This window comes from Rhodococcus sp. IEGM 1330 (assembly GCF_033142445.1).
Lineage (GTDB): Bacteria > Actinomycetota > Actinomycetes > Mycobacteriales > Mycobacteriaceae > Rhodococcoides.
The window spans coordinates 438,245-460,921 of record NZ_JAWLSB010000004.1 but is presented as its reverse complement, the minus strand read 5'-3'; the positions used below and the strand labels follow the sequence as shown (position 1 = coordinate 460,921).

The window sequence follows — 22,677 nt, the reverse complement described above, 5'->3', positions numbered from 1 at the left end:
GTGGCTCTGGAGACGAACTGAGACCAGAGCCACTACGTTCTGTCGTAGCAAACCGGGCACAATAGCGGGCATGACCAACTTCTTCGACCTGAGCAGCACAGCAAAACGATTCCGTTTCATCGCTGTGCTCGAAGCGTTCACCTGGCTCGCACTGCTGATCGGAATGGCATTCAAGTACATCCCCGCCGACGGCAACGAAATCGGAGTGAAGATCTTCGGACCGATGCACGGCGGGGTGTTCGTGGTGTACCTGGCGGTCGCCGTGTTGACGGCAGTGAAGCTCAAGTGGGACGTCAAGGCCACTTTGCTCGCTCTCGTCGCGGCGTTTCCCCCGTTCGGCACTGTCATTTTCGAGATCTGGGCCGCGCGCACCGGCCGTCTCGCCGAGCTGAGCACCGGCCGGCCCGCAGCCGATGCCAAGGTTCTCTCCTGACCTACCGGCACCGCCCGCCAGTGGATGACGCATCGCGTTAGTGACAAACTGTAGGGCGTGACTCGACCCGGTTCCCGTCCTCCCGCCCGCCCGTCAGCCGTCGTTCCCGCATCCATTGCCGGTGCCGTCGACCTGTCCGTTCTCAAGGACCGTCCGGCACCTGCACCCGCGGCCGAATCCGCGGGTGACGCGGGAGGACCGGCACCGATCGTGGACGTGACCGCGGCTACGTTCGAGGCGGAGGTTCTGCAGCGGTCCACGCAGGTACCGGTGATCGTCGACCTGGGTTCGGCTCGTTCGCCGCAGTCCCAGGCATTGACGCGTCAGCTCGGTCAGCTGGCCGTGGAGGCCGCGGGTGCATGGGTGCTCGCGAGAGTCGACGTGGACTCCAATCCGCAGATCGCGCAGGCGTTCGGTGTGAAAGCCATTCCGACGGTGGTTGCAGTTGCAGCCGGTCAGCCGCTGGCCGACTTCGAGGGAACGCAGTCGGACGAGCAGCTGCGTCAGTGGCTACAGGCCGTCGAGCAGGCGACGGCGGGAAAGCTCACCGGGCCTCCCGGGGCGGCCGCTGCAGAACCGGAACCCGAGATCGAGGACCCCAGAATCGTCGCCGCCGAAGAGGCCATCGACGAGGGCGATTTCGACAAGGCGGAAGCTGCATACCAGGCCATCATCGACGCCGAACCGAAGAACACCGACGCCGTCGCGGCGCTGCGTCAGGTCAAGTTCCTGGCTCGGGTGCAGAACATTGCACCCGACGCCATCGAGATCGCCAACGCTGATCCCGCGAACGTGCAGGCCCGGATCGAGGCCGCGGACGCCGAGATGGCGGCCCAGCAACCGGAGCAGGCTTTCGCTCGTCTGATCGACGGAATCAAGGTCAGTGCAGGCGACGACCGGACTGCGCTGCGCACCCGTCTGCTCGAGCTGTTCGAGTTGTTCGACTCGGCCGATCCGCTCGTGGTCTCCGCGCGGCGCAAGCTCGCGTCCGCCCTGTACTGACAGCGGCAGTCAGCTGTAGCGCGCGTCGCACCGTTCCTTGCCGCCGAGAACTCCGGAACGGAACGCATCGACTCGAGAGAACCCCGACGGCAGCGTCGTACCGTTGACGTCGCTGGCGGCGAGTCCGTCGTCGAGCAGTCCGGACACGGCTTCGTCGAGATCTCCGGGAGAAAGCGAGACTTCGAGGTCCGTGTCCCTTTCCTCGTTCTCGGCGCTCATCGCCGAGGTGATGACGCCCGACAGACACGCAGAGCGCAGGGCGGCCTGCGGATCGTCGAGCCGCTGGCCTGCTTCCTTCTGCACCGCGAGCGTGTAGCGCGAGGCGAACAGAACGTAGGCGCTGTAGTCACCGGAAACGTTGAGCGGCAAGATGTCTCCGCGTCGGGGAGTCTCGGGCTGTCCAACTTCGGCCAGGTCCTCGACGTCGACACCGATGGTATTGGTCGACGGGCAGTACGACACCGGCGCGGTGGCTTCGGCGTCCGCGCAGCCGGTGTCCGATCCGGAGTAGTCGACGGCCGGCGGATCGGCGACGGGCAGCACCGCTTCGAAGGATCGAGTGAAGGCGTCGAGGGTGTCCTCGGTGACCGGTAGCTCACCGGAGTCGTCGGGGTCGCTGAAAGTCTGCGGCAACGATGCTCGACGCGAATCGATCTCGGCCTCGTCGATGTCGGTGCAGAGTGCCGCGCCGTCGGTGAAGCCGAGCTGCACTGCGGTGACGCGCTCGAAGGCAGAGCCGTGTACCGATTCCGGATCGTTGGGATCGACGTCGCGCACGGCGACCGTCGCCGCGAGTACGCCGTTGAGTCCGTCCGAGGTGTTGATGGTGAAGTGCGGCGCATCGTCTTCTGCGACGTGGCGGATGAACGCACCGGCGAAGCAGTCGGCCTGTTGCTCGGCCACGATGGTCGGGGTGTCGTCGCCGACGAGGCCTGACTGATGCTGAATGGCGTGGCCGTATTCGTGGGCGATCACCATCACCACCGACATCGGACCGAACGCGTCGACGAGCGCCGGGAGCAGGATGGTTCGATCCCACCCGATCGAGTCGTCACGAGTGCAGTAAGCGGCGTTGGGAATACCGCCGGTGCGGTCTCCGCAGAATCTGATGCCCGATCCCTCGTCCTCGGACGCGTCCCACGAGACGACCTTCGAGACCGGGGTGAACGAGCCCTTGAACAAGCTGGGGTACTGCTCTGCCCAGAACTGTTGGATGTCGTCGATCGCGTTCGTGGCGAGGATGTCCGAATCGGTGCCCTCGGCGTTCTCCACGGTGATCGTCGAATCGGGGACATCGGGACGCGGCCCGCTCGGCCCGCTCGTGACCGGGAGTCCGGCAACGGTGAACGGGTTCTCGTAGATCGATACAGCGTTACCGCTGACGGTCTGCGCGCACGAGGTCAGCAGGAGCAGCCCTGCAGTGGCGGCCGCGGCCAGTAGTCGGGGTGTGCGGCCGCCACTCATCTATCGCTCCAGTTTTATCCAGATCGCCCCGTTGGCGGGAAGTGCGACCTGGCCTGACGCCGGTCGACCGTGCCACGAGTGCGATGTTGCCGTCACTTCACCCAGGTTGCCCACGCCGGAGCCCCCGTATTCCGTTGCATCGGTGTTGAGGATCTCTGTCCAACGGCCGGGTTCCGGTAGTCCCACACGATAGCTTCCGTGCTCGTTTCCGGAGAAGTTGAAAATACACGCGACGACCGAACCGTCGGACCCGTACCGCAGAAAGCTCAGCACGTTGTTCTCGGTGTCGTTGGCGTCGATCCACGAGTATCCACTCGGCGAGGTGTCGAGCGTCCACAGTGCCGGATGGGACTTGTATGTCGAGTTCAGATCGGAGACAAGGGTTTTCACGCCGTTGTGCAGTGGCTCCTCGTCGATCTGGTACCAGTCGAGGCCGCGTTCCTCGGACCACTCACGGGTCTGCCCGAACTCCTGTCCCATGAACAGCAACTGCTTGCCGGGGTGCGCCCACATGTAGGCGAGCATGCCGCGCAGGCCGGCCGCCTTGGCGTAATCGTCGCCGGGCATCCGAGTCCACAGTGTGCCCTTTCCGTGAACCACCTCGTCGTGGCTGATGGGGAGCAGGTAGTTCTCACTCCACGCATAGACCAGAGAGAAGGTGATCTCGTGGTGGTGGTAGCTGCGATGGATGGGATCACGCCCGAGGAAGCCCAGGGTGTCGTGCATCCAGCCCATGTTCCACTTCATGTTGAACCCGAGTCCACCGACGTTCGTCGGGCGGGTGACGCCGGGCCATGCCGTCGACTCCTCGGCCACGGTAACGACGCCGCGGTGCTTCTTGTGCACCGTCGCGTTCATCTCCTGCAGGAAGGTCACTGCCTCGAGGTTCTCGCGGCCACCGTAGATGTTCGGCGACCAGCCGCCCTCGGGGCGGGAGTAGTCCAGGTACAGCATCGACGCCACGGCGTCGACGCGCAGTCCGTCGATGTGGAACTCGTCGATCCAGTACAGCGCGTTCGCGACCAAGAAGTTGCGAACCTCGCGCCGCCCGAAGTCGAACACCAAAGTGCCCCAGTCGAGTTGCTCGCCGCGCTGCGGGTCACCGTGCTCGTAGAGCGGGCCACCGTCGAACTGAGCCAGGGCCCATTCGTCCTTGGGAAAGTGGGCGGGAACCCAGTCGACTATGACGCCGATTCCGGCGCTGTGGAGGTGGTCGACGAAATAGCGGAAATCGTCGGGGCTGCCGAAGCGCGATGTCGGTGCGTAGTACGAGGTCACCTGGTAGCCCCAGGACCCGCCGAACGGGTGCTCGGCGACCGGGAGCAGCTCCACGTGGGTGAAGCCGGTTTCGGTGATGTACTCGGCCAATTGCTCGGCGAGCTCGCGATACCCCAGGCCCGGCCGCCAGGACGCCAGGTGAATCTCGTACACACTCATCGGTGCCTGCGTCGGCTCGATGCCGGCACGGGTGTCGAGCCAGGACTCGTCGTTCCAGGTGTACGAGGACGCGGTGACGACCGAAGCCGTCGACGGTGGGATCTCGGTGGCGAAGGCCATCGGGTCGGCCTTGTCCTTGACCGAGCCGTCGGAGCCGTGGACGCGGAACTTGTACAGCGCGCCCGGCGCGATGTCGGGAGCGAAGATCTCCCACACTCCGGTCGAGCCCAGTACGCGCATCGGCCAGCTGCGGCCGGTCCAGCCGTCGAAGTCGCCGACGAGCGTGACGCCCTGGGCCGCGGGGGCCCAGACCGCGAACGACGTGCCGGTGACGGGGCCGTCCGCTGTCGCGTACGACTGTTGGTGCGCGCCGAGAATGTCCCACAGACGTTCGTGCCTGCCCTCGCCGAACAGGTGCAGATCGAGTTCGCCGAGGGTGGGCAGGAAACGGTATCCGTCGGCAGATTCGGAGACGTGTCCACCGGGCCACGTCACCACGAGGCGGTAGTCGATCAGGTCCTCGAACGGGAGCAGAGCCGAGAAGACTCCGTGCGCGACGTGGGTCAGCTCGTGGTCGACGCCACCGACGCGGGCGACGACCTTCTCGGCGTCGGGCTTGAGGGCGCGGATCGCCGTACCGCCCGGCACCGGGTGGGCACCGAGGACGGAATGCGGGTTGTAGTGCCGCCCTGCTGCGATGAGTTCGAGATCGTTGTCGGACGGGGCTGCGACGGTGTCTTCGGGCGTCGTCGGATTCTCGGTCACGTTGAATCCACTCACTTTCGGTTGCCGCGGTAGGCCAGTTCGATTCGTGCCGGGTACGGGATGTGGGGGAGCGTGAAGATGTGCGCCACCGACGTCCAGGGCTCGAGCCGGACGAAATTGGTGTGGCCCCAGTCGTAATGGATGCCGCTCACTTCGTCCTTGATCGTGAGGGTGTCCTGCCAGTCGTGGCCGAGGGCGGGCATGTCCAGGTGGATCGTGCCTTCTTCGGCTCCGAAGGGATTGAGGTTGATCACCACCAGGATCGAGTCACCGGTCTGCGGGTCGAACTTGGAGTATCCGATCAGCGCCTCGTTGTCGATGGTGTGGAAGTGGATGTTGCGGAGTTGCTGCAGCGCCGGATGAGCACGTCGAATCGCGTTCAGCGTGGTGATCCAGGGCTCGAGCGACTCGCCGCGAGCGAGCGCACCCTCGAAGTCGCGCGGACGCAATTGGTACTTCTCCGAGTCCAGGTACTCCTCGCTGCCCTCTCGCACGGCCTGGTGCTCGAACAGCTCGTAGCCGGAGTAGACGCCCCAGGTGGGGGCCATCGTCGCCGCGAGAGCTGCTCGGAGAGCGAACATTCCGGGCCCGCCGTGCTGCAGGCTCTCGTGCAGGATGTCCGGGGTGTTGACGAACAGGTTGGGACGCGCGTCGTCGGCGCGTCGAGCATGCTCCTCGGCGAACTCTGTCAGCTCCCACTTCGCGACCCGCCAGGTGAAGTACGTGTACGACTGTGTGAAGCCGCGCTGCGCCAACCCGTACATGCGCACCGGGCGGGTGAACGCCTCCGCGAGGAACAGCACGTCCGGGTCGGTCTTCTTGACCTCGGCGATGAGCCATTCCCAGAAGTCCGGCGGCTTGGTGTGTGGATTGTCGACTCGGAAGACCTTGACTCCCAACGAGATCCAGTATCGGACCACGCGCAGCACCTCTTCGTAGATGCCGCGTCGGTCGTTGTCGAAGTTGACCGGGTAGATGTCCTGGTACTTCTTCGGAGGGTTTTCGGCGTAGGCGATCGTCCCGTCCGGCAGCACGGTGAACCACTCGGAATGTGTTGCAGCCCAAGGATGGTCGGGAGCAGCCTGGAGAGCGAGATCGAGCGCCACTTCCAGGTTGTGCTCCTGTGCAGCGGCGACGAACGCGCGAAAGTCGTCCTCGGTGCCCAGCTCGGGATGGATGGCGTCGTGCCCGCCGTCCTCGGAGCCGATGGCCCACGGCGACCCGACGTCCTCGGGACCGGGGGTCAACGTGTTGTTCGGACCCTTGCGGTTGATGGTGCCGATGGGATGGATCGGTGGCAGGTAGACGATGTCGAATCCCATCCGCGCGACGCGGGGCAACTGCTCGATCGACGTTGCGAACGTGCCATGCCGCGGAGAGCCGTCCTCGTTCCACCCTCCGGTCGATCGAGGGAAGAACTCGTACCAGGCACCGTTGAGTGCGAGATTGCGATCGACCCAGATGTTGACTGCACGCGAGCGGGTCACCAGCTCTCGCAGGGGGTGCGCGAACAGCAATTCGGCGACCGTCGACGCGAACGCCGAGGAGACCCGGGCAGGCAGCGGGCGGTCGGTGTCGCGCAGCGCGGCGGCGACATCGGCCAGCATCTGCCTGCTCTCGGCAGGAACACCGGTGGCAGCCCGCAGGAACAGCCGCGCCCCGATCTCGAGATCGTTCGCGAGTTCGTGAGCACTCTGGCCCACTCCGAGCTTGGCTTCGACGGCATGGCACCAGGTGCTGATCGGATCGCTCCATGCTTCGATGCGGCAGATCCAGTAACCCGGCCGAGAGGGGACGAACACCGCGTCGAATGTGTCGGGCTCGCGGCCCGGTGTCATCGGGATGCGTTCGAGTTTGCCTCCCGGTCCCCGCACCGACAGTGTCGCGGCCACCGCGTCGTGACCCTCGCGCCAGACGTCGGCGGAGACTGGAAACGTCTCGCCCACCACCGCTTTCGCGGGGTACTTCCCGGTCGTCGTATCTGGAAGGACATTGTCGATACCAAGTCGACCTGTCACTTCACACTCCATTCTTCGCTAGAGGTATGGCTGCGCGGGCGCAACCTCTGATCGAACCGATATTGGTGTGCTTCTACTCGTCAACCGTAGTGCAGCAATGCAGATGGCGCGTGCGCCGACGCATACTGCCCGCACGGGGATCGCGAAGCAGATTTCGTGTAAGCCGCCCATCGACACAGGTGTCCGTGGGTAGGGTTCGACTTTGTGAAAGCTTTGCGTCGATTCACCGTCCGAGCCCACCTTCCCGCCCGCTTGAATGCCCTCGCCGAGCTCTCGACAAACCTCAGGTGGTCGTGGCACTCGTCGACGCAGGATCTGTTCGAGCACATCGATCCACTGTTGTGGACCGAACTCGAGCGCGATCCGGTGGCCGTGCTGGGAGCCGTCGCACCTTCGCGTCTCGAGGAACTCGCGGCCGACGACCGCTTTCTGGCCGAGCTGGACGCCGCCGAGGCGGATCTGCACGACTACCTCGCCCGTCCGCTCTGGTACCAGAACGAGCTGGCCGAGGGACGTGCTCTGCCGTCGGGCATCGGTTATTTCTCGATGGAGTTCGGTGTCACCGAGGTGCTGCCCAACTACTCCGGCGGGCTGGGGATCCTGGCCGGCGACCACCTCAAGGCTGCCTCCGACCTGGGGCTGCCGTTGATCGGTGTCGGGTTGCTCTACCGCTCGGGCTACTTCCGCCAGTCGCTGACTGCCGACGGCTGGCAGGCCGAACGCTATCCGTCCCTCGATCCGCACGGTCTGCCGTTGCGGTTGCTCACCGACGACGGCGACTCTCCGGTGCTGATCCACGTGTCGATGCCCGGATCTCGGGTTCTGCGGGCACGGGTGTGGATCGCCCAGGTGGGACGCGTCCCGCTGCTGCTGCTCGATTCCGACATCGCCGACAACGACCCGGAGCTGCGCGGGGTCACCGACCGGTTGTACGGCGGCGACCAGGACCACCGCATCAAGCAGGAGATACTCGCCGGTATCGGCGGAGTTCGAGCGATCCGGGCCTACACCCGTGCACACGGACTGCCCGATCCCGAGGTGTTCCACATGAACGAGGGCCATGCCGGCTTCCTCGGCGTCGAACGCATACGCGAACTCGTCACCTCGGGAATTCTGGACTTCGACGCGGCGCTGGCGGCGGTGCGAGCCGGCACCGTCTTCACCACCCACACCCCTGTCCCCGCCGGAATCGACCGGTTTCCGGCCGATCTGGTGCGGCACTACTTCGGAAGTGCGGACGGCGGCGAGGACTCGGCGCTGCTGCCGGGGTTGCCGATGGATCGAATCCTCGCTCTCGGCGGCGAGAGCGATGCCTCGGTGTTCAACATGGCGCACATGGGACTACGTCTGGGGCAACGCGCCAACGGGGTGTCGAAGCTGCACGGCATCGTCAGCCGCGAGATGTTCAACGACCTATGGCAGGGATTCGACGCATCCGAGGTGCCGATCGGATCGGTCACCAACGGCGTCCACGCTCCGACGTGGTCTGCCCGGGAATGGGCGGAGGGGGAGTCGGGGCCGCTGTCCTCGGACCAGGTGTGGTCCACGCGCAACGCTCTGCGAGCGCAATTGGTGGACGAGGTGCGGCGTCGGGTGCGGCGCTCGGCGCTCGAACGCGGCTCCACTCAGGCCGAGATCAGTTGGACAGCAAACGTTTTCGATCCCAACGTACTCACCGTCGGATTTGCTCGACGGGTACCGACGTACAAGCGCCTGACCCTGATGCTCCGCGAACCCGAGCGACTGCGCGCCATGTTGCTGGACCCGGTTCGCCCGGTCCAGTTGGTGGTCGCAGGTAAGTCGCATCCCGCCGACGACGGCGGCAAGGCGCTCATTCAGCAGATCGTCAAGTTCGCCGATCAAGCCGACGTGCGGCATCGCATCGTGTTCCTACCCGACTACGACATGTCCATGGCCCGCTTTCTGTACTGGGGATGCGATGTGTGGCTGAACAATCCGCTGCGACCACTCGAAGCGTGCGGCACCTCGGGCATGAAATCGGCACTCAACGGCGGCCTGAACCTGTCGATCCGCGACGGCTGGTGGGACGAGATGTACGACGGGGAGAACGGCTGGGCCATCCCGACGGCGGATGGCGTCACCGACGACAACCGCCGCGACGATCTCGAAGCCGCCGCGCTCTACGAACTGCTCGAGCAGGCAGTGCTACCGAAGTTCTACGACCGCGGGGACGACGGTGTGCCGAGCCGCTGGATCGAAATGGTGCGGCACACTCTCGAGCAGCTGGGCCCGAAAGTGCTGGCGTCGAGAATGGTTCAGGACTACACGCTGGGCTACTACGCGCCCGCAGCGGAATCCGCCCGCGCGGCATCGGCCGATGATCACCGCGGTGCCACGGACGTCGCGTCGTACCGCCGCCGCGTCGAACAGGCATGGGGCGCAGTGAAAGTCACCCGGGTCGACAGTGACGGTCTGCCGGACACCCCGGTGATCGGTGCAGAGCTTTCGCTGCGTGCCAACGTCGATCTCGGCGGCTTGGACGCGTCGGACGTCGTGGTACAGGCGGTCGTCGGACGCGTCGACGAGGAGGAGAACCTCACCGACATTCGCACGACGGCCATGACACACGTGGGTACCGACGGCGGCGAGCACGTGTACGCAGGCGAGACGCGGCTGCCGCACAGCGGCACGGTGGGATACACGGTGCGGGTGCTACCTCATCACCACGGTCTGGCCTCGGATGCCGAGCTCGGTTTGGTGGCGACGCCGTAGGGGCAGCTACTTTCCGGCCAGGCGGGTGAGAGCCTTGCGGACGACCTCCGGGTCCGAGGTCTCCCAGAACGGTGGCAGCGAGGCACGCAGGTAGCCGCCGTAGCGGGCGGTCGCGAGCCGCGAATCGAGAACGGCGACAACACCTTTGTCGTCGACGCTACGGAGCAGTCGGCCGACGCCCTGCGCCAGCAGCAGGGCAGCGTGGTTGGCGGCGACCGCGAGAAAGCCGTTGCCGCCACGGGATTCGACGGCCTGCTGCCTGGCCACCAGCAGCGGATCGTCGGGCCGCGGGAACGGAATGCGGTCCAGGATCACCAGACTGAGTGATGGGCCCGGCACGTCGACCCCCTGCCACAGAGACAGCGTCCCGAACAGGGAGGTGGCCTCGTCGTCGGCGAACTTCTGCACCAGGGCACCGGTGGAGTCGTCGCCCTGGCACAGGATCGGCGTGTCGAGGCGCTCCCGCATCTCCTCGGCGGCGGCCTTGGCGGCGCGCATGGATGAGAAGAGTCCGAGCGTGCGGCCACCGGCGGCGCTGACCAGCGACTCGATCTCGTCGAGGTAGGACTTCGAGAGGCCGTCGCGTCCGGGTGGCGACAGATGCTTGGCGATGTACATGATGCCGGCCCGAGCGTGGTCGAACGGCGACCCGACGTCGAGCGAATTCCACCTGATCGACCCGGCGTCGGACGGCGGTTCCACACCCGACGCCATCGCTGTGTCACTGCGCGACGGCTTCTCCGCAGGCAGGCCCCAGTTGATGGCCAACCCGTCGAACGATCCGCCGACGGTCAAGGTCGCGGAAGTGAGCACCACGGTGGATTCGGCGAACAGGCGCGCTCGCAGCAGTCCGCCCACGGACAAGGGTGCGATGCGGACGGTGCGTTTGACGTTGCCGCGGAAATCGTCGACGGCATGCCAGACGACGTCCTTGCGTTTGGCCGGGTCGGGTTCGTCGAACGCCGTGAGGACGCGGACCGCGCTGTCGTGGACCTCGTCGACCGCGACGAGTGCGGCGCTGCGAGCCGCGGCGGCCTCGGGGTCACTGCCGGCCATACCCTGCTTGTTGGGGCCGATCGCGGTGCGTACCGCCCAGGCGGCGTCGCGAATGGAGGCGAGCGCTGGGCCGACGCCGTCGGGTAGGGACTGCCAGCGGCTCGGGGGTAGCTCGTCCAGGATCGCGGCCCAGTTCTCGGCGGCCCCTTCGAGCTGGTCGACCGTCTCCTCTTCGATGAGCTTGGCGCTACGACGCGCCGCGGCGGTGACGGTCGCGGCCGACAACTCTTCCGTGGCCACACCGGTCACCCGGTCGACCAGTTCGTGGGCCTCGTCGACGACCACGACGTCGTGCTCGGGCAGAATCTGGATTCCGGTGATGGCGTCGATCGCGAGCAGGGCGTGATTGGTCACCACGACGTCGACCTGGGCGGCCTCGGTGCGGGCGCGTTCGGCGAAGCAGTCCTCGCCGACGGGGCAGCGCGATTTGCCGAGGCATTCGCGCGCGGTGACGCTGACCTGACGCCAGGCCTGATCGCTGACCCCTGGCACGACGTCGTCGCGGTCGCCGGTCTCGGTCTCGGACGACCACTTGGTCAGACGTACCACCTCGCGTCCCATCCGCGAGACGGCGAACGGGTCGAACAGTTCCGCATCCGGCGCCTCCTGCGCAGCACCCGTGTGGATCTTGTTCATGCACAGATAGTTGTTGCGGCCCTTGAGGATTGCGAACTTCGGGCGACGGCCGACGGCCTCGGTCAAGGCGTCGGACAGGCGCGGGAGATCGCGGTCGACCAGCTGCCGCTGCAGCGCGATGGTGGCCGTGGAGACGATGACGGTCTTGCCCGATTCCACCGCGTGCCGAATGCTGGGAACGAGGTACGCGAGGGACTTGCCGGTTCCGGTGCCTGCCTGCACCGCGAGATGCTCCCCGGTATCGATCGAGTGCGCCACCGCCGAGGCCATCGTCAGCTGATTGCTGCGTTCCTTGCCGCCGAGCGAGTGCACCGCGACCTGCAGGAGAGCGGGAACGGTTGGCAACTCGGTCTTCGACGGCACCGAAGCAGACTACTGCCGATCGCCCACCCGGTTCGGTACCGACACCGCGTTACCCCGGGGCGAAGCGGGTGGGTATGGCCGGTTCGCCCTGGGACAGCTTCAAGCCTTCCCACGGGAGGCTGACCAGGCGTCGGGCCAGCAGGTCACGGCCGTCGGCAAGCGTCGGAAGGTCGGCGACTCGTTCTCCGCCGCGGACCAACGGCGTGGTCAACGTCTCCACCGTCAGATCGCTCTCGACGGTCGGGGGAGCGTCGAACGGGTGCACGATCTCCTCGACTGCGGTGCCGGTGCGGCGCGCGGTACGCAGCGCCGCCTTGGTGCCACCGCGCGACTCCTTGTGGCTGCTGCGCTTGGCGACGGGAATGCCGTCGACGGTGACCAGCTTGTAGACCATGCCCGCCGTCGGTGCACCGGAACCGGTGACCAGTGAGGTGCCGACGCCGTAGGAGTCGACGGGCTCGGCGCGCAGTGCGGCGATGGCGTATTCGTCGAGGTCACCCGAGACGACGATCTTGGTCTTCGGCGCACCCAGGGCATCCAATTGGTCGCGCACCTGCCGCGCGAGCACGCCGAGGTCGCCCGAGTCGATGCGCACACCGCCGAGTTCGGGCCCGGCCACCTCGATGGCGTTGGCGACGCCCTGGGTGATGTCGTAGGTGTCGACGAGCAGGGTGGTGCCCACGCCGAGAGCGCGCACCTGAGCCGCGAATGCGGACCGTTCGTCCGGGCCGTCGGCGGTGGTGTGCAGCAGCGTGAAGGCGTGCGCCGACGTGCCCGCGCCTGGGACGCCGTGGCGTCGGACGGCTTCGAGGTTGGACGTAGCGGTGAACCCGGCGAGGTACGCCGCGCGTGAGGCGGCGACAGCGGCTTCCTCGTGGGTGCGCCGCGATCCCATCTCGATGATCGGTCGAGATTTGGCGGACGTGACCATGCGCGCTGCAGCGGACGCGATGGCGCTGTCGTGGTTGAGGATCGAGAGCACCACGGTCTCGAGGACGACGCATTCGGCGAACGTGCCGCGGACCGTCAGAACGGGGGAACCGGGGAAGTACAGCTCGCCCTCGCGGTAGCCGTCGATGTCGCCGGTGAAGCGGTAGCCGCGCAGCCACTCGACGGTGTCGGCGTCGAGGAATTCGGAGACGATGCGCAGCTCGTCCGGCCCGAACCGGAAGCGCGCGATCGCGTCCAGAATGCGTCCGGTGCCCGCGAGGACTCCGTATCGGCGACCGCCGGGCAGCCTGCGCGCGAACACCTCGAAGCTGCAGATTCGATCGGCGTAGCCGCTGGCCAGAGCGGCCGACAGCATCGTGTACTCGTACTGATCGGTCAGCAGTGCAGTGCTCACGCCGTCGCTGGAACTCGCGTGATCGGTGGTCGCGTCGTTGCTCACCTCGCCCACACTACGAGCGAAGGGGCGAGCGTGGGACGCTGGCCCGATACGCCGTACCCTGTTGGGCATGCCTTGGTTGACGGTGGATGGATCGCTTCTGCCCGTGGACGGCTTCTCGGCAGGTAGGGTCGTCGCCGCGTCACCGCAAGCGGTCCCGGCTCAGACCGAGGCCGTCGCGGCCGACGAATCGCACGACACCCCGTGGGTCACCATCGTGTGGGACGACCCGGTCAACCTGATGCACTACGTCACCTACGTCTTCCAGAAGCTCTTCGGCTACAGCAAGGCCAAGGCGACCGAGCTGATGATGCAGGTGCACTCCGAAGGCAAGGCCGTGGTGTCGAGCGGTGAGCGCGACGCGATGGAGAACGATGTTCGACGGCTGCACGCGGCGGGTCTGTGGGCCACCATGCAGCAGGACAAGTAGTCAACCGCTCATCACCTCTTCGTCAGAGAAGGACATCAGCAACAGTGCGCACGTGGACGAGACGGAATTCGCTGTCCGGGGTCAAGATCAAGTCCGAGATCGATGCTCGTGAGGCCGCCGTACTCCGTTCGCTGGTCGGCTCGGTTCTCGGGTTGCTGCGCGACCGTTCCGCCGCTGCCCCCACCGACGAACTCGCTGCGCTGACCGGTCTGCGTACCGGGCACAACAGCCCGCCCGAGGACGCCGCGCTGGCGCGGCTGCTGCCGGACTTCCACCGCGCCGACCCCGGACACGACGACCAGGACCCGGCAGACCTCAACGGTGCGTTGCGCGGATTGCACGAGCCCGAGATCATCGACGAGAAGTTGGCCGCCGGATCGATGATCCTGGCCACCCTGCCCGAGTCCGGTGGCAAGATCGTGCTCACCCAGGAGCAGGCGGATGCATGGTTGACTGGCCTCAACGACGTGAGGTTGGCGCTCGGCACCACGCTGGGGATCAGCGCGGATACACCCGATGTCCTCGACGAGGGTGATCCCCGTGCTCCGCATCTCGACGTGTACCACTGGCTGACCTGGATGCAGGATTCACTCGTACAGGTCCTCATTCCCTAGGACGCACGCGTGACCGCTGCCTTCCAGACTCCCGGACCGCGGGATTCCCTGACCGACGTGGCAGGTCTGCTGGTCGGTCACCATCACGAACGCGACGACGATGCCACCATGGGTTCCGGCTCGGCGACCGGCTGCACGGTGGTGAGTGCGCCGGGAGGTGCGACGGCGGCCGTCGATGTTCGCGGCGGCGGGCCGGGGACTCGCGAGACCGATCTGCTCGATCCGAGCCATTCCGTCCAGCACGTCAATGCGATCCTGTTGACCGCGGGCAGTGCCTACGGGCTCGCCGCGGCCGACGGCGTCATGCGGTGGCTCGAGGAGCACGGTCAAGGCATTGCGATGGGCAGTCCAGATCACGTCGTTCCGATCGTCCCCGCTGCGGTCATCTTCGATCTTCCGGTGGGCGAGTGGACTTCCCGACCGACAGCAGAATTCGGTTATCTCGCCGCGGCAGCAGCGGCGACCGAGTTCGCGACGGGATCGGTCGGTGCGGGCGTCGGTGCCCGAGCCGGAGTGCTCAAGGGCGGTGTCGGTACTGCCAGCACGGTGATCGAGGGCGGACCTGCCGACGGGGTCACCGTTGCGGCGCTGATGGTCGCCAATCCGGTGGGCGCGGTGTTCGACCCGCGTACCGGCCTGCTGTGGGGTGTCGGCACGCTCGGGCCTGCGGCTTTCGGTATGCGCAAGCCCGACGTGAACCAGCTGTGGGCCGCGCTGGCACTCGAACCCAAGGGCACTGCGCTGAACACCACGATCGGGGTTGTCGCCACCGATGCTGCGTTGTCGTCGGCGTCGTGCAAGCGGATTGCCGTCGCCGGTCACGACGGTCTGGCGCGGGCTGTTCGACCGGCACACTCGCCGCTCGACGGCGACACGATCTTCGCCGTCTCCACCGGCACCAGATCCGTCACCGCAGAGTCCTCGGTGCCCGCCGCGTTCTCGGCGGAACTCCCGGTGCTGGCCGCGGTCACCGAGGCCGCGGCGATCGTCGTCGAGCGAGCGATCGTCCGGGCCCTCCTCGACGCCACCTCGGTGGCCGGCATCCCCACGTATCGCCAGATCTTCACGTCCGCGTTCGGCGGATCGGGAGCCTGAGCGCAGCTCACGCGATACCTCTGCCCGGTACCGTGGAGGGACCGAATCCGGAGGCGATCATGAGCGAGATCAGTAACCGTACCGCCGAGCGTGAGCGGCCGGTCTGGATGCAGGCCGCCATGGTGGTGGGAGCATTCACCGTGCTGCTGTGGGTCATCGAGTTCCTCGATGTGGCCAGCGGTTCGAGGCTCGAACGCAACGGGATCGAACCCCGCTCGGTCGAGGGGCTGTGGGGCATTCTGTTCGCGCCCGTGCTGCACGACGACTGGCAGCATCTGATCGCGAACACCGTGCCGATCGTCGTGCTCGGGTTTCTGGTGTTGCTCTCCGGACTGGCGCGTGGTCTGGCTGCCACCGGAATCATCTGGGTGGTCGGCGGGTTCGGTACCTGGCTCACCGCCGGTTCCTATACGAACACGATCGGTGCCTCGATTCTGATCTTCGGCTTCATCGCTTACCTGTTGGTGCGCGGCTTCTTCACCCGCAAACTCGGTCAGCTCGCGATCGGCGTCGTGGTGTTCGTGCTGTACGGCAGCGCACTGTGGGGCGTGCTCCCGAGCGAGCCGAACATCTCGTGGCAGGGGCATCTGTTCGGCGCGGTGGGCGGAGTGGTGGCCGCTCGGCTGTTGTCCGCCGATGCGCGGGCCGAGCGGGCACGTGCGAAATCGCTCGATCGGCCCACTCCGTCGGCGTGAGGTAACTGCGGACACAGCTGCGGCCGGTGGTGAATTTGGCCGACTCGCGCTGTGAATACTGCCCGAACGTTTCGGGTGATGCGCTCGGCGTGGCAGCATGGCTTTCATGCGAATTACCGTCCTGGGATGTTCGGGCAGTGTGTCCGGACCCGATTCACCCGCGTCGGGCTACTTGTTGGAAGAAGTGGAGACCGCGCCGGTCGTCCTCGACTTCGGTCCCGGCATCCTCGGGGCGTTGCAGCGCTACGCCGATCCGGGAGATGTGAGCGTTCTGCTCTCGCATCTGCATGCCGATCACTGCCTCGACGTTCCGGGGCTGCTGGTTTGGCGGCGTTACCATCCGAATCCGCCGGAGGGGCGGGCGATCGTCTACGGACCCAAGGACACGGCGTTCCGGCTCGGAGTCGCCTCGGCCGAGTGCGGTGGGCAGATCGACGACATGTCCGACACCATCGACCTGCGTCGTTGGGTGGACGGACGCACCGTGGAGTTCGGGAAGTTGTCGATTCTGGCTCGGCAGGTGTTCCATCCGCCGGAGTCGTACGGCATGCGCGTCACCACGGCGGAAGGCCGCACGTTCGCGTACAGCGGAGACACGGGAATGTGCCAGGCGGTCCGGGATCTGGCGCACGGAGCCGACGTGTTCCTGTGCGAGGCGTCGTGGACCGACAGTCCCGAGCGGCCCGAGGGCGTGCACCTGTCCGGAACCGAGGCCGGCCGAATCGCGCGAGAGGCACGGGTAGGGGAGTTGCTGCTCACCCATATTCCACCGTGGACCTCACGGGAGGACGTCATCGCCGAGGCGAAGGCAGAGTTCAGCGGACCGGTGCACGCGGTTCTGCCAGGGGACGTCTTCACCGTCTGACGACGCGCTAGGCTTCGAGTCGTGTCCAGACGAGAAGACGGCAGGGCGGACGACGAGCTCCGCACCATCAAGATCACCCGCGGATTCACGAGCCACCCGGCAGGGTCGGTGCTGGTCGAATTCGGCAACACCAGGGTGATGTGTACGGCCAGCGTCGAGGAGGGCGTCCCGCGCTGGCGAAAGGGATCCGGCCTCGGCTGGGTGACCGCCGAGTACGCGATGCTCCCCGCTGCCACCCACACCCGCAACGGCCGCGAGTCCGTCAAGGGCAAGGTCGGTGGGCGCACCCAGGAAATCTCTCGATTGGTCGGGCGCTCGCTGCGAGCATGCATCGACCTCGCTGCGATCGGCGAGAACACCATCGCCCTCGACTGCGATGTACTCCAGGCAGACGGTGGTACCCGTACCGCGGCCGTGACCGGCGCGTTCGTCGCTCTCAACGACGCGGTCACCTATCTGCGAGCAGCGGGACGACTGGCCGATCCGCAGCCCATCTCGTGCATGATCGCCGCTGTCAGCGTCGGCGTCGTCGACGGCCGAGTGCGCCTCGATCTGCCCTACGAAGAAGATTCGCGCGCCGAGGTCGACATGAACGTCGTCGCCACCGACACCGGCACGCTGGTGGAAATCCAGGGAACCGGAGAGGGCGCGACCTTCCCTCGGACCACACTCGACAAGTTGCTCGACTCCGCATTCGTCGGCATCGAGAAGCTGTTCGAGGTGCAGAAGGAAGCACTGGCGTTGCCGTACCCCGGCGAACTGCCCGAGCCTGCGGCCGCGGAATCGAAGAAGAAGTTCGGTGCCTGACTCGAAGCTTCTGGTAGCGAGCCGGAACGCGAAGAAACTGCGCGAACTCCGGCGGGTGCTCGACGCCGCCGGAGTGGCCGGAATCGAACTGGTCGGCCTCGACGAGGTGCCGCCGTTTCCGGAGGCCCCCGAGACCGGAGCGACGTTCGAGGAGAATGCACTCGCCAAGGCGCGTGATGGCGCGGCGGCCACCGGATTACCCTGTGTGGCAGACGATTCTGGAATCGAAATCGACGCCCTGAACGCGATGCCCGGTGTGCTCTCGGCACGCTGGTCCGGTACACACGGGCAGGACGAGGTCAATACCGCCCTGGTTCTGGCGCAGCTGAGTGACACCCCCGACGAGCGTCGCGGAGCCGCGTTCGTGTCGGCGTGCGCCCTGGTGATTCCCGGCGGCACCGAAACCGTGGTCCGCGGCGAGTGGCGCGGTGTAGTGGGCCGAGAGCCGCAGGGGGAGAACGGCTTCGGCTACGACCCCATCTTCGTGCCCGAGGGCGACGGCCGCACCGCCGCGCAGCTGAGCCCGGAGGAGAAGGATGCCGCCTCGCATCGCGGTCGCGCGCTTCGCAGGCTCGTTCCGGCCCTCGAAGATGTGACGGGGCGTTAGCTCGTGGCGATGCGAACCGTTCTGACGCGGACGTCGGTTGTGTTCGCCGCCGCCGCCGTACTGTGCCTGGCGGGCACCCCGGCCACCGCGGCACCGGCTGCGGGCTCCTTCGCCGAGGCCCTCGCGTACTCGATCGCGCACCCGGGAGTGACTCCTCCGGGCTCGAACGACTTCTCGTGTGTTCCGAGTGCGCAGCATCCCGAGCCGGTGGTGCTGGTGCACGGCTTCCTCGAGAACTCCTACGACAACTGGGCATCGCTGTCGCCGAAGCTGGCCGACGCCGGATACTGCGTGTTCGCGATCGACTACGGCAACACCGGGCCGGTTCAGGCGTTCGGTGCGCTCGAACCCATCCCCGAGAGTGCTGCGGAACTGTCGACGTTCGTCGATTCCGTGCTCGAGGCGACGGGTGCGCAGAAGGTGTCGATCGTGGGCCATTCGAAGGGCGGCACGGTGCCGCGTTACTACGCGCGCTTCCTCGGCGGGGATCGCACGGTCTCGCGCATCATCGCGTTGTCGCCGCCGAACTACCCCACTGCCGGGCCCCCCGTCGGTAACGACGTGCTCGAGCGTCTCAACGAGGGCAGCGACACCGTATCGGGCATCGACTACACCACGATCGCCACCCGATACGACCAGATCGTCGTTCCGTACACGGCCTCGCTGCTCAGCGGCGCGGGAAACACGAACGTGGTGTTGCAGGACGTATGCCCGGCCAACGCCGTCGAGCACACGGGAATCTCGTACGACCCGCTGGCTCAGCGGCTGGTGCAGAACGCATTGGATCCGGAGAACGCGCAGCCGATCGGCTGCTGACGTCAGACGCCGAAGTCGGCTTTGACCTGCTTGGTGCGCTTGTTCTCGATGTAGAAGGACAGGAACGGGATCGTCCCGGCGAGCAGTGTTCCGATGGTGCGGGCGGCGGGCCACCGCACCTTGATGGCGAGATCCACCGTGAGCACGAGGTACACCAGGTAGACCCAACCATGCACGACGGCAATCCAATTGGGCACGTTCTCGACCTTGAAAATGTACTTCGCGACCATCTCGGTCACGAGAACGAGCAGCCAGATGCCCGTGGCGTACGCCAGAACGCGGTAGCGCAGCAACGCGGAAGCGATCTTCTGAGTCTTGTTGGTGGACGCCTGAGTCTTGTCCGGTGCCGAACTCACGTGGTGCTCCTGTCGGTCCCGCGGGATTCGTTCAGCTCCGCGAGGTAGCTGTTGTATTCGAGTAGTTGCCTGGCCTCGGGATCGTCGAGGTCCGTAGCGTCGGCCGCCGGGGCATGCCGCTGGGGGAGCAGGTCGAGGGGCACCTCGGTGGGTCCGTCGGGCCGAGCCGCGGCCGCCTCGTCGGGGTCCTCGTCCTCGAGTCGGACGAACTTGCGGTAGGCGTAGACCACGAACACTGCGAACAGGGGCCATTGGAACGCGTATCCGAGGTTCTGGCCGTTGCCGCCGACGGCCTCGAAGCGTTCCCACTGCCACCAGCCGAGGCCCAGGCACACCGCCGCGGACACGATGACCAGCGCGATCAGTGCTGGCCGACGGTTCGGGCGGGATGAAGTCACCCCTCGACGGTACCGGAGGTACTACTACTGGAGGTAGTCGCGTGCTGCGGCCCGGCGGTGATTCTCACCATGGGCGGTTCGGGTGCGATTCATGCCCGACGACGGTTGGCGCGTGCCTGGCCGAGTTGCTCGGCTCCGGGCCCGGTGACGTCCGCGAGAGCGCTGCTGCGTCCGGTCAGAACCAGTGCCAGGGTGCCGGCCGATCCTTCGATGACCGGGCCCTCGCCGCGTCTCCAGTCCAGATCGGTTGCGCGCCACTGCAGTCGAAGCTCGGGGCCTTTGAACGGTGCCGCGCCACTTGCGGGCACCAGGAAGTCGAGCATCGTGATCATGCGGTTGTCGGGAACGTGGTGCTCGATTCCCAGTGGCCTGCACACGTCCAGTCCATGCACGATGATGTCGGACAAGGGGGCCAGTGGCCCGTGGCCCGGCGGGGTGAATTTCTTGTCGGCGTGCGCGGTGAGCAAGGCGGGCAATTCGCCTCCGTGCTCGCGACGCACGCGCGTGGTCATCAGTTGATTGGCGCGGTCGAAGTTGCCTCGGGTGCGCACCATGACGAGTCCGAACTGCCAGAGCGGGACGATCAGCGGGACCACCAGATGGGCGGCGACGTCGCGGACCGTCCAGGCCTCGCACAGCGATGGGGTGTCCCATTGTTCAGGTGTGAGAGTCTCGAGAGTTCTTGCGAGAGAACGCCTCTCGTCTGTGATCTCGGCGAAGATCGCGTCGTTCGATTCCTCGGGCATTCGAACCGCCTTCACGTGTCGGTGCTTGTCGACCCTGGACCTGACCGAGCCGGATGCATGTGAAAACCGGCCCGAACGACCGTCGTGCGCGAGGGGGGACTTGAACCCCCACGTCCTGAGACACTGGAACCTAAATCCAGCGCGTCTGCCAATTCCGCCACTCGCGCGTGCCGATGAAGTCTACAACCTGTGTGGTCGCTGTTCTCGGCGCGGGGAGTTGGCCGGTTTGCGCACGGATTGTTCGGATGCCCACCTGTACAGGTACGCATCTGAATGATCCGTGGGCAAACACCTCACGTTGTACACCGTACGGTGCCGTTACACTCGGCGAGTGGCATCGAAAAAAGACATCCCCTTCGACCCGGCCCGGACGCTCGGGCTCCTGTGGCGAGTCGGTGCCAAGCCGAGTCGCACCGGACTGAGCGTGGATGCGATCGTCGACGCCGCCATCGAACTGGCCGATGCGAACGGTCTCGAGTCCGTGTCGATGCGCAACGTGGCCGAGCATCTCGGTGTCGGCGCGATGTCGCTCTACACGCATGTGCCGGGCCGGGAGGAACTGGCCGATCTGATGATCGATCGAGTACTTGCAGGCCTCTACTCGCACGTCGACGAGCCGTCCTCTGTCGCCGGCGGATGGCGTCCAGCGATGTGCTTCATTGCCGAGCGCAATTGGGCTCTGTATGAACGGCATTCGTGGCTGCTCGAAGCGGAGGGTGCGCGCCCCGTGCTCGGTCCGCACACCAACGACAAGTACGAGGCCGAGTTGCGTCCCCTGGTCGGCATCGGCCTTGGCGACGTCGAGATCGACTCCGTTCTCACGCTGGTTCTCACTCACGTCTCCGGAACCGCGCGAGCCCTCGCAGGCGTGACGCGTGTCAAGGAGCAGTCGGGCATGTCCGACGCCCAGTGGTGGGCGGCTACCGCGCCGATCCTCGAACGGGTGATGGACCGCGAACGCTTTCCGGTGTCGTCTCGGGTCGGGACGGCCGCGGCGACGTCGTACGACGCCGCCAGCGACCCCGTGCACGCCTACCGGTTCGGGTTGGAGTGCATTCTCGACGGCGTGGAGGCAATGATCTCGCGAAGTCAGCCCGTCGGTCGAAGTGCCGCCTCGGACTGAGGCTTCTTTGGCCTGCGTAATTTGTGCTGATACCGCCAGATTGCGTGCTCGAGCGAGGCGAGATCTGTGCCGAGTGCGTGTACTGCGGCTGCGAGGATGAGGGGGGAGCGGTCCTCGGCGATCCCGGCGGCGAGGTCGTGGTGCAGTGGTTCGAGCGCGTCCGCGACGAACGAGCGCAGGTGCTCGGCCGCTGTGTCGGTCCGCACGCCGAGGTGCATGAGCATGCATTCCCAGGTGGTCTCGCCGAGACCGGGAATCGCGCAGAACGCCTCGAATTGGTACTCGGTGTGCTGCTCGAAGTCGCTCGAACGGCTCAGCCCCACCGACACCAACGTCTGTGCCGCCACGGCGGCGGCAGCACCCTTGGTTCGACTGTTTCCCGGAACCAGTTGACGGTTGGACAGAATCTCGACGAGTAGATCCGGAGTAGTGGTCAGTTCGGCGAGGGTTGTCAAGTCGTCGAGTCGGTTATCGCCGCGATGCGATCTCCATCGCTGGACCACCGCGCGGACCCCGCTGGTGGGGCCGCCGTATGGAGCGCGCGCCGAGAAGATCGCATCCAACAACGCCACCTCGCTCTCGCCGCGCCATCCCGGTGCCCAGTGTGGCGAACGGGATTGTGGCGCAGTCGATTCGATGTGAAGAAGCATCGCGTCGAGTTTGTCCTCGGTGCAGGTGTCCGTTACCGATGAATACATGAATTCCCCCCGGAGTTCGTCGACCGCTCTCCCGATGAGCGGCTCGTTCGCACAAGGTAGAGCACCGCACCGACAAGGTCGCGCACTGCTCATCTGTGCTCGAGATCACATCACGAAAAGATAACGAAAAATG

21 protein-coding genes and 1 tRNA gene are annotated in these 22,677 nt (G+C 66.2%); 12 read left to right on the top strand and 10 right to left on the bottom strand.

What is annotated here, in order from left to right:
• Positions 1-61: 61 nt before the first annotated feature.
• Positions 62-433 (top strand): DUF3817 domain-containing protein, encoded by a 372-nt coding sequence (locus tag R4P57_RS12980; protein WP_317803256.1) that lies wholly within the window; start codon positions 62-64, stop codon positions 431-433.
• A 114-nt stretch (positions 434-547) separates the two neighbouring features.
• Entirely contained in the window at positions 548-1,435 is an 888-nt protein-coding gene (locus tag R4P57_RS12975) for a tetratricopeptide repeat protein (RefSeq protein ID WP_317803255.1), read from the top strand.
• Positions 1,436-1,444: 9 nt separating this feature from the next.
• Here R4P57_RS12975 and R4P57_RS12970 read toward each other — a convergent pair whose 3' ends face one another.
• The 3 genes from R4P57_RS12970 to R4P57_RS12960 are packed head-to-tail and all read right to left on the bottom strand — an operon-like array spanning position 1,445 to position 7,119.
• Complete coding sequence (locus R4P57_RS12970) at positions 1,445-2,899, bottom strand: metallopeptidase (RefSeq protein ID WP_317803236.1); 1,455 nt, start codon at positions 2,897-2,899, stop codon at positions 1,445-1,447.
• Positions 2,900-5,101 carry a 1,4-alpha-glucan branching protein GlgB gene (gene glgB, locus R4P57_RS12965; RefSeq protein WP_317803235.1) on the bottom strand — a complete coding sequence of 734 codons (2,202 nt, stop codon included), beginning with the start codon at positions 5,099-5,101 and terminating at the stop codon, positions 2,900-2,902.
• Between the two features lie 11 nt (positions 5,102-5,112).
• Positions 5,113-7,119 (bottom strand): alpha-1,4-glucan--maltose-1-phosphate maltosyltransferase, encoded by a 2,007-nt coding sequence (locus R4P57_RS12960; RefSeq protein WP_317803234.1) that lies wholly within the window; start codon positions 7,117-7,119, stop codon positions 5,113-5,115.
• Positions 7,120-7,323: 204 nt separating this feature from the next.
• Here R4P57_RS12960 and glgP point away from each other — a divergent pair, with 204 nt between their 5' ends.
• Entirely contained in the window at positions 7,324-9,852 is a 2,529-nt protein-coding gene (glgP, locus tag R4P57_RS12955) for an alpha-glucan family phosphorylase (protein WP_317803233.1), read from the top strand.
• A gap of 6 nt (positions 9,853-9,858) precedes the next feature.
• Here the strand turns inward: glgP and R4P57_RS12950 are convergent, their stop codons facing one another.
• Positions 9,859-11,907, bottom strand: a complete 2,049-nt coding sequence (locus tag R4P57_RS12950; RefSeq protein ID WP_317803232.1) for an ATP-dependent DNA helicase — start codon at positions 11,905-11,907, stop codon at positions 9,859-9,861.
• 49 nt (positions 11,908-11,956) lie between these two features.
• Entirely contained in the window at positions 11,957-13,306 is a 1,350-nt protein-coding gene (locus R4P57_RS12945; RefSeq protein ID WP_317803231.1) for a nicotinate phosphoribosyltransferase, read from the bottom strand.
• 58 nt (positions 13,307-13,364) lie between these two features.
• On the opposite strand from R4P57_RS12945, the gene clpS reads away from it, so the two are divergent.
• From clpS to R4P57_RS12905, 8 genes are all read left to right on the top strand, one after another.
• Positions 13,365-13,724 carry an ATP-dependent Clp protease adapter ClpS gene (gene clpS, locus R4P57_RS12940; protein WP_317803230.1) on the top strand — a complete coding sequence of 120 codons (360 nt, stop codon included), beginning with the start codon at positions 13,365-13,367 and terminating at the stop codon, positions 13,722-13,724.
• Positions 13,725-13,768: 44 nt separating this feature from the next.
• Positions 13,769-14,338: a DUF2017 domain-containing protein gene (locus R4P57_RS12935; RefSeq protein WP_317803229.1), complete on the top strand. Its 570-nt coding sequence runs from the start codon at positions 13,769-13,771 to the stop codon at positions 14,336-14,338.
• 9 nt (positions 14,339-14,347) lie between these two features.
• Complete coding sequence (locus tag R4P57_RS12930; RefSeq protein ID WP_317803228.1) at positions 14,348-15,433, top strand: P1 family peptidase; 1,086 nt, start codon at positions 14,348-14,350, stop codon at positions 15,431-15,433.
• Between the two features lie 107 nt (positions 15,434-15,540).
• Positions 15,541-16,128, top strand: coding sequence for a rhomboid family intramembrane serine protease (locus R4P57_RS12925; protein WP_411742357.1), 588 nt, complete (start codon positions 15,541-15,543; stop codon positions 16,126-16,128).
• 106 nt (positions 16,129-16,234) lie between these two features.
• Positions 16,235-16,993 carry a cyclic nucleotide-degrading phosphodiesterase gene (locus R4P57_RS12920; RefSeq protein WP_317803226.1) on the top strand — a complete coding sequence of 253 codons (759 nt, stop codon included), beginning with the start codon at positions 16,235-16,237 and terminating at the stop codon, positions 16,991-16,993.
• Between the two features lie 21 nt (positions 16,994-17,014).
• Complete coding sequence (gene rph, locus R4P57_RS12915) at positions 17,015-17,800, top strand: ribonuclease PH (RefSeq protein WP_317803225.1); 786 nt, start codon at positions 17,015-17,017, stop codon at positions 17,798-17,800.
• Complete coding sequence (gene rdgB / locus R4P57_RS12910) at positions 17,793-18,407, top strand: RdgB/HAM1 family non-canonical purine NTP pyrophosphatase (RefSeq protein WP_317803224.1); 615 nt, start codon at positions 17,793-17,795, stop codon at positions 18,405-18,407. Before rph ends, rdgB begins: the two co-directional genes overlap by 8 nt.
• 9 nt (positions 18,408-18,416) lie before the next feature.
• Positions 18,417-19,223, top strand: coding sequence for an esterase/lipase family protein (locus R4P57_RS12905; protein WP_317803223.1), 807 nt, complete (start codon positions 18,417-18,419; stop codon positions 19,221-19,223).
• Positions 19,224-19,225: 2 nt separating this feature from the next.
• Here the strand turns inward: R4P57_RS12905 and R4P57_RS12900 are convergent, their stop codons facing one another.
• From R4P57_RS12900 to R4P57_RS12885, 4 genes are all read right to left on the bottom strand, one after another.
• Entirely contained in the window at positions 19,226-19,579 is a 354-nt protein-coding gene (locus R4P57_RS12900; RefSeq protein WP_317803222.1) for a DUF3817 domain-containing protein, read from the bottom strand.
• The gene (locus R4P57_RS12895; RefSeq protein ID WP_317803221.1) at positions 19,576-19,977 is read right to left on the bottom strand and encodes a transcriptional regulator; all 402 of its coding nucleotides are present in this window, start codon (positions 19,975-19,977) and stop codon (positions 19,576-19,578) included. The genes R4P57_RS12900 and R4P57_RS12895 overlap by 4 nt, the downstream gene beginning before the upstream one ends.
• Positions 19,978-20,066: 89 nt before the next feature.
• On the bottom strand, positions 20,067-20,723 hold the full coding sequence (locus tag R4P57_RS12890) for a maleylpyruvate isomerase family mycothiol-dependent enzyme (protein WP_317803220.1): 657 nt from the start codon (positions 20,721-20,723) through the stop codon (positions 20,067-20,069).
• Positions 20,724-20,808: 85 nt separating this feature from the next.
• A tRNA-Leu gene (locus R4P57_RS12885) sits at positions 20,809-20,890 on the bottom strand.
• A gap of 164 nt (positions 20,891-21,054) precedes the next feature.
• Here R4P57_RS12885 and R4P57_RS12880 point away from each other — a divergent pair.
• The gene (locus R4P57_RS12880) at positions 21,055-21,846 is read left to right on the top strand and encodes a TetR/AcrR family transcriptional regulator (protein ID WP_317803219.1); all 792 of its coding nucleotides are present in this window, start codon (positions 21,055-21,057) and stop codon (positions 21,844-21,846) included.
• Here R4P57_RS12880 and R4P57_RS12875 read toward each other — a convergent pair.
• Positions 21,813-22,544: a hypothetical protein gene (locus R4P57_RS12875; RefSeq protein WP_317803218.1), complete on the bottom strand. Its 732-nt coding sequence runs from the start codon at positions 22,542-22,544 to the stop codon at positions 21,813-21,815. The genes R4P57_RS12880 and R4P57_RS12875 overlap by 34 nt on opposite strands.
• Positions 22,545-22,677: the final 133 nt, after the last annotated feature.

Coding starts and splice junctions, on each gene's coding strand:
- R4P57_RS12970 (WP_317803236.1), bottom strand. CDS start 2,899: ATGAGTGGCGGCCGCACACCCCGACTACTGGCCGCGGCCGCCACTGCA.
- clpS (WP_317803230.1), top strand. CDS start 13,365: ATGCCTTGGTTGACGGTGGATGGATCGCTTCTGCCCGTGGACGGCTTC.
- R4P57_RS12925 (WP_411742357.1), top strand. CDS start 15,541: ATGCAGGCCGCCATGGTGGTGGGAGCATTCACCGTGCTGCTGTGGGTC.
- R4P57_RS12920 (WP_317803226.1), top strand. CDS start 16,235: ATGCGAATTACCGTCCTGGGATGTTCGGGCAGTGTGTCCGGACCCGAT.
- R4P57_RS12905 (WP_317803223.1), top strand. CDS start 18,417: ATGCGAACCGTTCTGACGCGGACGTCGGTTGTGTTCGCCGCCGCCGCC.
- R4P57_RS12890 (WP_317803220.1), bottom strand. CDS start 20,723: ATGCCCGAGGAATCGAACGACGCGATCTTCGCCGAGATCACAGACGAG.
- R4P57_RS12875 (WP_317803218.1), bottom strand. CDS start 22,544: ATGTATTCATCGGTAACGGACACCTGCACCGAGGACAAACTCGACGCG.